Origin of the sequence: Collinsella sp. i06-0019-1H4, from assembly GCF_042849575.1 — a bacterium.
GTDB lineage: Bacteria > Actinomycetota > Coriobacteriia > Coriobacteriales > Coriobacteriaceae > Collinsella.
In genome coordinates, this window is sequence record NZ_BAABYB010000001.1 from 1,472,125 (window position 1) to 1,485,021 (window position 12,897).

Here is a 12,897-nt window from a genome sequence, read left to right on the forward strand (position 1 = left end):
AGCCGAATATAGTAGCAGGCGAAAATACCCCCGTCAACGAGTATGTGGAGCAAATCCACAAGTTCGCACAGGTATGGGGCTGACGAGTCGGCCCTCGTCGTCCTCGCATGCTTGATTCTGACGCTCGACATCGTAGGAGCAGATGGTCACGAGGTCTTGCATACCGGTGGAAACAATAGGTGCATCCACGCCCGGGGTCAAGCCCTGCAACAAAACATCAGCAGCAGAAAGCAAAATTTCCGGACGCATGGAGCCCTCGTTGTCGGCATGGGTGTCGAGCATGAGCACCAAATGGTCCGGGCGCTCCCCCGCCGTGAGCTCATAGCCCACGAGCGTGTGATCCAAATCCAAGCGCTTGCTCTTTTTGCCGCGCGCGTAGTCGATGCCGTGGCCCGCGCGCAGCGTGTCGATCGCACGGCGCACCTCGTCGGCGCTTACGGGCGCCTCGGGATCCAAGTGCAGGTCGATGCGATACGACAGGCGCGTGAGCTGCGCCGTCAACGCCGGCGTGCGCACGTCGATGTACGCCGCCTCGATGGGCGCCAGATCGGCCGGAGACGCCGCAGCCAGGCGCCCAAACGCCTCGTCGAGCGCCACGAACTCGGTCATAAACAGGTCATACCACTCGCAGGTCGACGACGTACCCACCGGCAGCGCCGAAGAGAAGCCCACGCGCATGTGCGGAGAGAAGCCCTGCGTGACGGCATAGGGAAGTCCCGCACGGCGCACGATGCGCTCAATGGTATGGATTACTTCGAGATGGCCCAGGTACTTAAGGCGATCGCGCTTGCCATAGCGAACACGAAGCCTAAAGAGCGAGGGGTTGTCGGTCAGGCGCTCACTCATGCGCGATCACCCATCAATACATTCTTGGCGTGGAGCGTGGGGCAGATCCCGCAGCCGGTGCACGACGTGCGGGTGCAGTCGGGAGTCGTGACACCCTCGAGCGAGCGACGGTACTCGCGCTCGAGGAAGCCGCGCGTGCAGCCGGGACTCACATGCTCCCACGGCAGGCGCCAATCCAACTCGTAGGGCAGGTGCACGAGCTCATTGAGGTCGATGCCGTTTTTGGCAGCAGCCTCCTTCCAGTTCTCGAGCGAGAAATGCTCTACCCAAGCGTCAAAGCGAGAGCCCGCGCGCCAAGCATCGATGATGACGGGCGTCATGTCACGACCGGCGCGGGACAGCGCGGCCTCGATGAGCGAGGTCTCGGCATCGTGGTAATGCACGCGGACGGCACGGTTGCGAACGCTCGTGACAAGCAGCTTCTGGCGACGCTTGACGTCGTCGTAGTCGAGCTGCGGGCACCACTGGAACGGCGTGGCAGCCTTGGGGATAAAGACCGAAACCGAGATGGACACCGAGATCGAGCCGCGACGAGCCTTGGGCACCACGGAACGACCGAGCTCCAGCACGTGATCGGCCAGATTGGCGATGGCCACGATATCCTCGTCGCGCTCGCCGGGAAGACCCATCATAAAGTAGAGCTTCATGCGGTTCCAGCCGGCCTCGAAGGCCGCCTTGGCCGCACGGTCCAGATCCTCCTCGGTCACGTTCTTGTTAATGATGTCGCGCATGCGCTGGCTGCCGGCCTCGGGCGCGAACGTCAGGCCGCCCTTCTTTTCGCCGGCGACCGACTCGGCCATATCCACGCCAAACGAATCCAGGCGCTGCGACGGAATAGACACGCGAATACCCGTATCCTCCAGGCGACGGTTGAGCCTGCCGAGCACGTCGCGAATGCAGGAGTGGTCGGTCGTGGAGAGCGAGGTCAGCGACACCTCGTCATAGCCGGTCTTTTCCAGACCCTGAATCACCGACGAGACGATCTGGTCGGCCGAGCGCTCGCGCACCGGGCGATACGTCATGCCGGCCTGGCAAAAACGACAGCCGCGGGCGCAGCCGCGAAGAATCTCGATAGACAGGCGGTCGTGGACCAGCTGCGCATAGGGTACGCACGACTGCGACAGCGGATTCGTGGCGCCGAAATCCTCGACGACGCGCTTGTAGACCACAGTCGGCGCATCCTTGCCCTCACGCGGCACGGTGTAGCCATGCGGCGAGCAGGGCTCGTCGTGACGAACCTCATAGAGCGACGGCACGTAGTTGCCGGCAATGGATGCAAGCTGCTCGACAATCTGCGCGCGCGGGACCCCTTCGTCACGCAGGCGGCGATGCAGCTGGCAGGTCTCGAGCAGCGATTCCTCGCCCTCACCGATGAGGATGGCATCGAAGAAGGCCGCGTACGGCTCGGGGTTGTACACCGAGGGGCCGCCGGCGATGATGATGGGGTCGCCTTCACCTCGGTCGGCCGCCAACAGCGGAATGCCAGCGAGGTCGAGAGCCTCGAGGAAGTTCGTCACCGCCATCTCGTGCGGCACATGCAGACCGACGATATCGAACGAAGCGACCGGCGCGGCACCCTCGAGCGAGAGCAGCGGAATACCCGCCTCGCGCATGGCGTCACCCATATCGGGCCACGGCACATAGCCACGCTCACAGGAGATGCCCTCGGCCTGGTTAAGGATGTTGTAGAGGATGGCGATACCCTGGTTGGGCAGACCAACCTCGTACACATCCGGGTAGATCAGGCAGCAACGGTAGTCGGCATCGGCCTTGGAAAGCGTGCCCCACTCGTGATCGATATAGCGGCTCGGCTTCTCGACCTTGGCGAGCAGCGGCTCAATTAAATGAAAACAGTCTTGGTATGCAACGCGCAACGGAAAACCCCTAAGCAGCGAGATCGGATGCGTCTTGGTAGGACGCCATAGGACGGGTAGCGCCCGCGACCGTGGTCACCAGATCGCGAACGCGGGAGAACGTGGCAGTGACCGCCTCGTTGGCACGGCCGTAGTCGACATCGCGCTCGTAGAGCGAAACAAGCGCACGGCCCATGCCGTAGGTGCCCGCGGCAGCAGTGAGCGCCTTGACGGCAAACCCAATATGCGGCGTCTGCTTGACGAGCGCGCGGGTGACAGCGCGGATCACAAGACCGCCGGCAAGCACGCCCGCGACCTCGTAGCCGCGCTCAGGCTTAATGCCGCGTCCAAAGACGGCAGCGAGCTCAAAGAGCATGCCCACCTGCGCCAGCGCCATAACGGGATAATCGGCGCCCGGCAAAAACACCAGCGCACCGGTCGCCATATTGGTGAGCGCGCACGAGGTGATGATACGATTGGCGGCCGCGATGCGCATGAAGGCAAAGTTCGCCGCAAAAGCCGTTTCCTTGTCGGTGCGATCGAGAATCCAGCGGGCAAGCGTCTCGAGCAGATACGTCTTATCGGTTGCCGCTACCACGCCAAGCATGGGCGTGGACTCCTCGATAAACGGCACCTCCACAGCAGACTCGGCAAGCACGCACACGGGCGCGCCGGCGATCACGAGCTCCTGCACGGCACTCTCCAAGCGGTCGGAACCACACGAGAGCACCAGTACCACATCGGTATCGGTCTTTGGAGCAATTCGCTCCTCCCCCAGACGCTCGACGCGCACAATGCCCGAGGTCGTCTGCGGCACAAAGGCGTCGCGCACCGTCTCGGCCAGAAAACGCGAGGCGGATGAATCCAGATAGACCGAGACGCGCACCGGCGTATCGGAATCCTTCTTAACGGACGCGCCCATCTTAAAAGCGCGGGTCAGCTTATCTACGGGAATTTTCATAGCAAACCCCTCCAGCGGTTACGCGGCGCCCGAACGATGCCGCCATATGGATTGTACGATACCCACCGTCAGCAGCTGGATCATCATCGAAGACGAACCGAAGCTAATAAACGGTAGCGGAATACCGGTAATCGGCATCATGCCGATGCACATGCCGATGTTTTCGAAGGTCTGGAACGCCCACATGCCAACGATGCCCACACACGAAAGACGCAAAAACAGCGACTCGCACTTAAAGGCGACGCGAATCGTCGAAAAGATCAGCAGCACGTAGAGGCACAGGAGCAAAAAGGAACCGCAAAAGCCAAAGGTCTCGGACAGAAAGGCGAAGACGAAGTCGGTGTGGAACTCAGGCAGAAAGCCGCCGGCCGACTGCGTCGCATGGCCCAAACCCTTACCAAAGAAGCCGCCCGAGCCAACGGCGATAAGCGACTGCTGAAGGTTGTAGGCATCGTCCGAATCGGCATTATCGGGGTCGATAAAGACCGTCAGACGGTTCATCTGATACTGCTTGATGAGCACATCGTGGCCGAGCAACGAATCAAAGACCGAATCGAGCGCCAGGACGAGGGCCACCAAGCCCACGAGCAGGGCCAGGGTCGACAGCACCCATTCGCGGCGTGCACCGCTCATACAAATGACGATGGCGCCCGAAACAAGCACGACCAGGCCCGAGCCCAGGTCGCCCATGGCAACGACGGCCAAAAACGGAATGGACAGCATGCCGCAGAGCTTGACGTAGTCGCGAACGGTATCGATGCGACCGTTATACTGCGAGCCAAGCGTAGCAATAAAGAAGATGGTGATGAGCTTGGCAAGCTCAACCGGCTGGAATGTCAAGCCGATACCGGGAATCTTGATCCAGCCCGTCATGCCCAGACCGCCCGTATAGGACAGACCCGGAATCTTGGGCGAGAGGATCACGATCAGGTCGATGACGAGCAACGCCGTCGAGAAATTGGAAATACCGCGCAGGTCGGAGCGCCAGACCAGCACCGCCAGCACCGTGCCGATGCCAATTCCCAGCAGATGGCGTGAGAACGAAGCATCGGCCTTAAACTGCGAAGCCGACCAGATAATGATGGCACCGTAGGCGACGAGCGCCACGGTAGCCACGAGCACACCGATATGCACCTTTTGGCGAAACGTGCCGCGCGAGGCCGAGAGTTGCTTGTTGACACGGTCCAGGCTGCTGCGAGAGCCGGTCTTGGTTGAACGGAACAGATCCGCCGGAGAAAAATCCATCGCAACCTCCTATCGAACCGAAGAATCGCCCGAGGCCGAAGAGGTATCGGGCTCGTCATAAATCACACCGAGCACGTCGCGCACGACATGCATCGCGGTATCTGAGCCGCCGCCGCCCTGCTCCAGGACAGTAGCGATGACATACTTGGGATCATCGGCCGGTGCATAGGCGCAGAACCACGCGTATTCGTCCTCGCCGCTTTTCTCACCCGTGCCCGACTTGCCGTATACCTGCGGCGTCAGGGTACCAAAGTGAGCCGCCAGGGACGTCGATGCCGTATAAATCACGTCGTGCATGCCGTTGCGAACAAGAGTCAAATCCGAATCGCTGTTGATCTTGGCCTCCAGACGCTTCTTCTTGCCCTTGCCGTTGTACTTATAGGCATCGCCGTCGCCATCGCGCGACACGGCCGACAAAAACACGTGAGGCACGTACTGCTTGCCGCCGTTGGCAAGACCCATATAGGCGCACGCCATCTGCAGGGGCGTCACCAGGATGTCGCCCTGCCCGATGGCAATGTTGGTCATGTCGCCGGCATTCCACTTGCGGTCCTCGGCAGATGCGTCGGTGAAGTACGACTCTTTCCACTCGGCATCGGGAATACGACCCGCGCCCTCACTCGGCAGATCGATACCGCAGGTCTTGCCTAGACCCCAGCGACGAAAGACCTCCTGCAGGCCCTCAGAATGTTTCTCGTCATAAAAGAACGCCTTGCCCATGTCGTAGAAGACGGGGTCGCACGAGTTGGCGATACCCGACTGCAGCGTCATGGTGCCGTGGCCGGAATGCAGCCAGCAGTACTTGCCCCACGACTTGCCCAGACCCGTCCAATAGCCCGTGCAGTTGGTCGTCTGCCCCGACGTGTAGGTTCCAAACTCAAGACCGGCCAGTGCCGAGAGCGGCTTGATGGTCGAAGCCGACATGTACTGTCCGCTAATGGCGCGGTTGAGCAGCGGGTGCGAACCTTTGTCATCATTGAGCTCGGTCCACACGTCATTTGAGACGCCGCCGATAAAGACGGACGGATCGAACTTGGGCTCGCTCGCCATGCCCAGAATCTCGCCATTGTTGGGATCGAGACACACCACAGCGCCGTTGCCGGCATTGCTGTAGCCAGTGGTCTTGGCAAGCTCGATAGCGCTCGCCAGTGCCGTCTCACAGGCCTGTTGGATCTTAAGGTCGAGCGTGAGCTTAATGTCGGAGCCGGCCTTCGCGGGCACGGCGCCGGCCTGACCGGTCACATTGCCCGAGGCATCGACCTTGACGGTCTGCTCGCCACGAATACCCTGCAGCAGGTTTTCGTAGTAGCTCTCAACGCCCGCCTGGCCCACGATATCGCCCGACTGGTACGTGATCTTGCCAGCAGAAGCATCATCATCGCCAGAGGTTTTCTTATTCTGAGCCTCGAGCTGCTCGGAGGTAATGGTGCCGGTATAGCCCAAGATATGGCATGCCGTCTCGCCATATGGATACTGGCGCTCGGTACGCTCGGCAATCTTGACGCCCGGGAACTCGCCGGCATGCTCCTGAATATAGGCAACCGTGGAGCGACGGACGTCCGTCGCGATAGTATGCAGGCTCTGAGCGCCCTCTGTATTGTCCTGGATATTGCGAAGGACCGCGACGTAAGGCATTCCAAGCACGTTGGCAAGATGGCGAACCAGAACCTCATCCTCGGCAAGGTCGCGGTAGGCCACGACAGCAAGTGAGGGACGGTTCTGGACAAGCGCCACGCCATTGCGGTCGAGGATGCGGCCGCGCACAGCGGGTGTGGTAACGGTGCGAGTCTGATTACTATTGGCCTGCTTCTCGTAATAGTCCGACGAGACCATCTGCATGCCCCACAGCTTGACGGCAAGTGCCGCAAACATCGCGCCCACACCCGTGGTGAGGATGGAAAAGCGGCCCTTAAAGGCGGTCGCCGCGGTATTGCCCTCGCCCTCGGTGGCGCGCGGGGCCGTTCCATGCTGTGTATCGTAGGTAAAACGGGAATCGCCACGACGCATGATGACCAGCGCGACCACGATGGCCACAACCAGCACGATACCGGCGATAATAACCGTCATCTGGGAAGACATCTACGGGCCTCCCCTATTTGAGCTTGCGGGTCTTGGGCTTAAAGCGCATACCCGTCTGGCGTCCGCCACGTGCGGAGAATCCATAGCCGGACTGCGGCACGACGCCGGACATCAAAAACGGAATGGCAACCAGACCCGTCAGGATCGAGGACGGCAGCGCATGGCCGAAGATCGCCACGACAAAGCTCGTCTCCAAACCCATAAACAGCAAGATGATGCTGTAGATCACATTAATGACGAGCGCAAAGGCGCCCACGGTGACGCCGCGCGCACTCGGGGTACCGCCCGTCTGACCGACGGCGCTGTGCACCAGGGCAAAAGAACCCACGGTCAGCAGGAGCGACATAACGCCCACCGGCACGGCAGCGGACAGGTCATAAAACAAGCCGCTGCAAAAACCGCACACGACGGCACGGGTCGGGTCGCCCGAGAACACGCTTAGGCACACCAGGATAATCATGAAGTTGACGCGACCTCCCGCAATGGAGATCTGCGGTGCCAGGCCCGCCTGCAGCAGCACACACACAATGGCGGCGATTACAAACGTGCGGGAGCTCATCCCCTGCTCGTGTAGATCCATGGACATGCCCCCTATTCGCTCGAGCCAGAATCGGTCGTCTCGGACGTGTCGGAACTGTCATCCGAGCTCTCGTCCTTCGTCTTGGTCGCAGCATCGCGCGACGTTCCCTGCGGCGTGCTGTTGGCCGTGCTCACGTCCTCATCCGAGGCCGACTGTTCGTCGGTCAGCGAGGTGATGACCAGCACTTCCTCGTTGTTCTCGGCCGTGGTCTGAGCGCGCACCACAATGGTGTAGTACACGTCGTTTGCCGACTTCTCAACCGACGAGACGGTGCCGAGCGGTAGACCCTTGGGGAATACACCGCCAATGCCCGAGGTCACGATGATGTCGCCAACCTTAACATCGGAGTCGACGCTCACGTACTCAAGACGCAGCGTGCCGTCAGCCTGACCCTGCAGCATGCCCTGGGCGCGCGTGTCCTGTACCATGGCGGACACACCCGAGTTCTCGTCGCCAATAAGGCGCACGGTAGAGGTCTTGGCCGATACCTCGATAATCTGACCGATAACACCGGCAGAACTCGTCACGGGCATGTTGATGGTAAGGCCGTCGGCAGAGCCCTTGTCGATGGTTACGGTCGAGGTCCAGGCATCGCCCGAGGCACCAACGATACGAGCAGCGGTCGATTTGAGGTTGTAGGTCGACTGCAGGCCGACCAGCCCCTCCAGACGCTCGGCGGTCTTTTGAGACTCGGAGAGCTCGGCAACCTTAGAGGTCAGTTCCTCGTTTTGCTTCTTAAGCTCGTCGAGCGTGTCCTGCGACGCCGTAAGGTTAGAGAACACGTTGCCGATGGCATTGAAGGGAGCCGCCACAGCCGAACCCACAAAGCGCACCGGCGAGGTAATCGTCGTTACGCCCGAACGCACGGCATGAATCGGCCCAGCCTCGCCCTCACGAATATAAAACGTGAGCAGCAACACCGAAATCAGGCTGAAAACAATCAACGGGCGCATACCCGTTGATTGTCGCTTGGTATTCAGATTTGTGGAGAAACCCGAAGATCGTGCCAAATGGAATCCACCTTTTGGAAATTAAGCATTGGTCTGGACGAAGCCGCCATCAAACGCATTGGCCTCGAGCACGCGGGCACAGCCGTTAACAACGTTATCGAGCGCCGTGGGGCTGACGTTGACCGAAACGCCGGTCTCATCGCGCAGGCGCACGTCGAGACCGCGCAGCAGCGCGCCGCCACCGGTCAGCAAAATGCCGTAGTACATAAGGTCCGAGGCAAGATCGGGAGGCGTAGCGTCGAGCGCGTCCTTGACGGCCTTGGCCATCTCGTCGAGCGGCTTGTTGAGTGCGCGACGAATCTCCTCGCTCTCGATGCGCACGGTCTTGGGCAGACCGGTGATCACGTCGCGGCCGTTGACCTCGACGTCGAGCTCGTCCTTGAGCGGCACGGCGGAGCCGACCTTGATCTTGATGTCCTCTGCCGTACGCTCACCGATGGCCAAGTTGTAGGCATCGCGAACGTGCGTGAGGATGGCCTGATCGAACTCGTCGCCGGCAATACGGATGGACTGCGAGACGACGATGCCGCCCATAGCGATAACGGCAACCTCGGTGGTACCGCCACCGATGTCGATGACCATGGAGCCGGTAGGCTCCTCGACGGGCAGGTCGGCGCCGATAGCGGCGGCCATAGGCTCTTCGATCAGATAGGCCTGGCGAGCGCCGGCCTGGATCGTGGCCTCAAAGACGGCACGCTTCTCGACCGACGTGACACCGGAGGGAACGCAGACGACAACGCGCGGACGCGGGGTCCACGGATAGCGCTTCTCGGACGCCTTGTCGATAAAGTAGCGAAGCATAGCCTCTGTAACATCGAAGTCGGCGATGACGCCGTCCTTCAGGGGACGAACGGCCACGATGTTGCCGGGCGTACGGCCGAGCATGCGCTTTGCCTCGATACCGACCGCCAGGATGCGCTCGTCGTTCTTGTCGATGGCGACTACAGAGGGCTCGCGAATGACGATGCCCTTGCCGCGCACGGAGACAAGCGTATTGGCGGTGCCGAGGTCGATGGCAAGATCGCCCGCATAGCTACCGAAAAACATATCCATCAAAGAAAACAACGCAACTCCTGATGTGTTGGATGATTGCTGGAAAACTACTAGCTCATCATACTAGCGCAAGCCCGGCACCTCACTTGCGGTGAAGCGCCGGGCAAAGCTAAATCCCATAAGGTCACTACTGGTTGTCAGCAGCCGAGAAATCCATATCGAGCGAGGAAACGGCCCAGCCGATATGGTTGTCGGAGCGCACGAATTTGACGGTGTACTCCTGCTCGCCGCCCTTGGACAACGAAGCCTTAACCTTGGCGGTCGTCTCGGTCATGGACTGATCCATGCCCTCGACGGACACGGTGGCACCCTGCGGAATCGAGGAGATGATCATCGACTTGGCGTCCTCGGACAGGCTCGAGGCCAGGCAAGACTCGGCCTTTGCGGTGTCACCGTCGCCGGCAGCCTGGAACAGATCGGTAACGACAGAATCCTGAGACGGGAAGCCAAAGCCGCGCGTGTAGGCAAAGCCCAGACCGCCCGCGGCGATCAAGATGAGCAGAAGCAGCACGATGAAGACTTTGAGGCCCGTGTGGCGATGGCGACGACGGACCTTGGCCTGCTTACGATCCTGACGGTCCTGCTGGACCATCTCGGACTCGGACAGCGTAAAGAAGCCGGTGTCCGAGGGATCGGGCATAAACTGGCCGGTCGCGCCCGTAGGATCGAGCGGATCAACGGCAGGAGCGTCCATCGCGGGCGCCGGAGCCGTGGCCATAGCCGTCTGGGCAGACAGCGCGGCAAGCGAATCGTGCACGCGGGCAAGCTCATCGGCCTGCTCGGAGGTGAGCTGGTAGATGCCATCGGCAGTAGCGGCGTTAAAGGCGTCGAGTGCGTCGGAGGGGCGGCCGGCGGCAGAAAGCGCCTGACCCATGCCGGCGTTGAGCGCACGCGTGTCGTCGCGGGGACCGGCAAAGTCGATAGCCGTGCGGTAGGTCTCCACGGCATCCGCCGGACGGCCGAGCTTAATGAAGCAACGACCGAGCTCGCCGAGTGCGGCGGCAGGAGCCGGATTGGCGCCGTCGATGGCAGCCTGACGGAAGGCAGTACCCGCGTTGGCATAGTCGCCCGACTGGAACAGCGCGTTACCCAGGCCCAGATAGGCCTTGAACGGCGTGGCATAGGAAGCATCCTGCGTAGCAGCAGAGAACGCCTGGGCGGCCGTCGTGTAGTCGCCCACGGCGGCGAGCGCCTTGCCGCGGTTGGTGAGCAGTGCGCCGCGCTTGCCGTAGGTGCCGTCGTTGAGGGCGGCGGCATAGGCCTCGGCGGCCTCGGCATACATGCCCAGGTGCATCAAGGCGTTACCACGAAGGTGATCGGCCTCGCCCATAATCTCATCGGGAGTTTTTGCCGCCCCAAGCATCTGGGCTGCAGCGGAAAAATCACCCGCGCGGTAAGCGGCGCGGCCCTGTTGGATCAGCTGGCTATTCAAGGAAGTCCCCTTTACTCGTGAACGATCTCGACATGGACGATCTCGTCGCCGGCACGCAGCTGCGAAATCACATCGAGACCCTCGACCGTGGTACCAAAGACGGTGTAACCGGAATCGAGGTTATGCTGGGCGCCCAGGCAGAAGTAGAACTGCGAACCCGCGGAATCGGGGTCCATGGAGCGTGCCATGGCAAGGGCACCATCGACATGGCTGTTGCGCGGATTGGTGGCAAACTCGCCCTTAATGCAGTAGCCGGGGCCACCGGTACCGGGCATGCCGTCGGGGCCCTCAAGACCGGCAGCGACGTCGGCGCCGGACATATCGCGGGTATTGGGGTCGCCGCCCTGAATGACAAAGCCGGGCACATAGCGATGGAACTTAAGGCCATCATAGAAGCCCATCGTGGAAAGCTCGCAGAAGTTCGCGACATGAATGGGAGCGCCCTCGCCGTCAAACTTGACCTTGATGGTACCCTTCGACGTCTCGATAACGGCGCACTCGTCGCCGGCAAGCTGATACTCGGGCGTGTAGAGCTCTTTCTTAAAACCAAACATGTGGTTCCTTCCTCGTGCGTTTAAAGCATATTTGTACGAATTGTAGCAATAAGCATGCGCTTACATCAATTGCGCACGTAGGTTATGCCGACTATGGCGAACTAATTTTAGGAACGCTGCTGCGGCTTCCAGGAGCCCACGTTGGCGTCGTACTGATTCAGCGCGCTGTTGCCACTCTGCGCGATGGGCGCCAGGATCTCGCTTTGGTGGGAACTCATCGACTCGCCATCGGGAATGGCCAGCGAGATGTCCCAGCTCTGACAGATCACGTCGACACGCTCGAACATCCACTCGGCAAGCTGCTTTAAGTGGGCGATGTCGTCCGCATAGACCGTATCGTCCTGATACTTAAGGTTGTTGAGCTCATCTTGCGTCTTTTTGATCTGGTCGCGCAGGGCGTAGGCACTCTGCGACAGCTCCTGACGGGTGGACAGTGGCGTTCGAAGATAGCCATTGTTAAAAGAATCGATGACCTCGCCGATCTGGTCCTCGTCACCGTAGGACACGATGGTCTGATACAGACCGTCGAGCCTGGTATAGAGCTGATCATCGGTGAGCACGGTTTCTTCCTGGACCACCTCGGCAGAATCGTCCTGCTTGGTATCGTCCTCAGTCGCCTCGCCCTTTTGGCGCGTAGGGAAGGTCGTCTGCGCGGCCTGGCCAAACTGGTCATAGAAGCCAGGCATGACACCCATGGGATCGGCCGTCACGAACCAATAGGCACCGCCGCAAAGGACGGCAAGGACCGCGATGACGATGAGCGGCTTGGGGATATGACGCTTGTGCTTGTGATAGGCGTCCTCGTCGGGGTGCACCTTGCGCTTGGGTTTTTGAGCATCGTCATGCAGGGAAACGGGCGTGGGAATATCGACCTTGGGGATACCGAAATCCTTATCAAAAGCCGGCAGCACGCAAGTCTCGTTAGGATCGGCGGCGTCCGAGAGCACCGCAGCGGCAGAGGCCGGCGCATGAGGCACCTCGGTATCGATCTGCTCTTGCGTTAGGCGCGGAAAGCCCGCCGTGCGGCCCGCTGCTAGGTCGGATGCGGCCGCGTCCTCAGAGAGGATTCCCGGAGCGGGGCGTCCGCATTTGGGGCACGTACGATCATGCGGAGAAAGACGGGCACCGCAGCCCTCACAGAACACGAACTCGGTGTGTTCGGGACCATCGCCCGGACCCACATAGGCGTTGCAGTAGGGGCAGAACGAGGCGCCGTCCTCGATAGTCTTAAGGCAATGCGGGCAGATCACGGCATCCTCTTTTCGAAACAATTCAAACAATCGA

Annotated in this window: 11 protein-coding genes; all 11 read right to left on the bottom strand. The window is 60.8% G+C overall.

Features of this window, described 5'->3' with window-relative positions; genetic code table 11:
- Positions 1-33 precede the first annotated feature (33 nt).
- Positions 34-846, bottom strand: coding sequence for a TIGR03936 family radical SAM-associated protein (locus tag ACGHEN_RS06480; RefSeq protein ID WP_055285117.1), 813 nt, complete (start codon positions 844-846; stop codon positions 34-36).
- Positions 843-2,720 (bottom strand): TIGR03960 family B12-binding radical SAM protein, encoded by a 1,878-nt coding sequence (locus ACGHEN_RS06485; protein ID WP_390398217.1) that lies wholly within the window; start codon positions 2,718-2,720, stop codon positions 843-845. Before ACGHEN_RS06485 ends, ACGHEN_RS06480 begins: the two co-directional genes overlap by 4 nt.
- 10 nt (positions 2,721-2,730) lie before the next feature.
- Positions 2,731-3,660 carry a YcjF family protein gene (locus tag ACGHEN_RS06490; RefSeq protein WP_390398218.1) on the bottom strand — a complete coding sequence of 310 codons (930 nt, stop codon included), beginning with the start codon at positions 3,658-3,660 and terminating at the stop codon, positions 2,731-2,733.
- Positions 3,661-3,678: 18 nt separating this feature from the next.
- Positions 3,679-4,905: an FtsW/RodA/SpoVE family cell cycle protein gene (locus ACGHEN_RS06495; RefSeq protein WP_006236069.1), complete on the bottom strand. Its 1,227-nt coding sequence runs from the start codon at positions 4,903-4,905 to the stop codon at positions 3,679-3,681.
- Between the two features lie 9 nt (positions 4,906-4,914).
- The gene (gene mrdA / locus ACGHEN_RS06500; protein WP_390398221.1) at positions 4,915-6,984 is read right to left on the bottom strand and encodes a penicillin-binding protein 2; all 2,070 of its coding nucleotides are present in this window, start codon (positions 6,982-6,984) and stop codon (positions 4,915-4,917) included.
- 13 nt (positions 6,985-6,997) lie between these two features.
- Positions 6,998-7,564, bottom strand: a complete 567-nt coding sequence (locus ACGHEN_RS06505; RefSeq protein ID WP_022094761.1) for a rod shape-determining protein MreD — start codon at positions 7,562-7,564, stop codon at positions 6,998-7,000.
- An 11-nt stretch (positions 7,565-7,575) separates the two neighbouring features.
- Positions 7,576-8,517, bottom strand: coding sequence for a rod shape-determining protein MreC (gene mreC, locus ACGHEN_RS06510; protein ID WP_161144678.1), 942 nt, complete (start codon positions 8,515-8,517; stop codon positions 7,576-7,578).
- A 78-nt stretch (positions 8,518-8,595) separates the two neighbouring features.
- On the bottom strand, positions 8,596-9,627 hold the full coding sequence (locus tag ACGHEN_RS06515) for a rod shape-determining protein (RefSeq protein WP_006236061.1): 1,032 nt from the start codon (positions 9,625-9,627) through the stop codon (positions 8,596-8,598).
- A 127-nt stretch (positions 9,628-9,754) separates the two neighbouring features.
- Positions 9,755-11,059, bottom strand: a complete 1,305-nt coding sequence (locus ACGHEN_RS06520; protein ID WP_390398226.1) for a tetratricopeptide repeat protein — start codon at positions 11,057-11,059, stop codon at positions 9,755-9,757.
- An 11-nt stretch (positions 11,060-11,070) separates the two neighbouring features.
- Positions 11,071-11,613: a peptidylprolyl isomerase gene (locus ACGHEN_RS06525; protein ID WP_006236059.1), complete on the bottom strand. Its 543-nt coding sequence runs from the start codon at positions 11,611-11,613 to the stop codon at positions 11,071-11,073.
- Positions 11,614-11,720: 107 nt separating this feature from the next.
- Positions 11,721-12,863, bottom strand: coding sequence for a zinc ribbon domain-containing protein (locus tag ACGHEN_RS06530; RefSeq protein ID WP_390398228.1), 1,143 nt, complete (start codon positions 12,861-12,863; stop codon positions 11,721-11,723).
- Between the last annotated feature and the right edge of the window lie 34 nt (positions 12,864-12,897).

Coding starts and splice junctions, on each gene's coding strand:
- ACGHEN_RS06515 (WP_006236061.1), bottom strand. CDS start 9,627: ATGGATATGTTTTTCGGTAGCTATGCGGGCGATCTTGCCATCGACCTC.
- mreC (WP_161144678.1), bottom strand. CDS start 8,517: ATGCGCCCGTTGATTGTTTTCAGCCTGATTTCGGTGTTGCTGCTCACG.
- ACGHEN_RS06495 (WP_006236069.1), bottom strand. CDS start 4,905: ATGGATTTTTCTCCGGCGGATCTGTTCCGTTCAACCAAGACCGGCTCT.
- mrdA (WP_390398221.1), bottom strand. CDS start 6,984: ATGTCTTCCCAGATGACGGTTATTATCGCCGGTATCGTGCTGGTTGTG.
- ACGHEN_RS06480 (WP_055285117.1), bottom strand. CDS start 846: ATGAGTGAGCGCCTGACCGACAACCCCTCGCTCTTTAGGCTTCGTGTT.
- ACGHEN_RS06525 (WP_006236059.1), bottom strand. CDS start 11,613: ATGTTTGGTTTTAAGAAAGAGCTCTACACGCCCGAGTATCAGCTTGCC.
- ACGHEN_RS06505 (WP_022094761.1), bottom strand. CDS start 7,564: ATGGATCTACACGAGCAGGGGATGAGCTCCCGCACGTTTGTAATCGCC.
- ACGHEN_RS06490 (WP_390398218.1), bottom strand. CDS start 3,660: ATGAAAATTCCCGTAGATAAGCTGACCCGCGCTTTTAAGATGGGCGCG.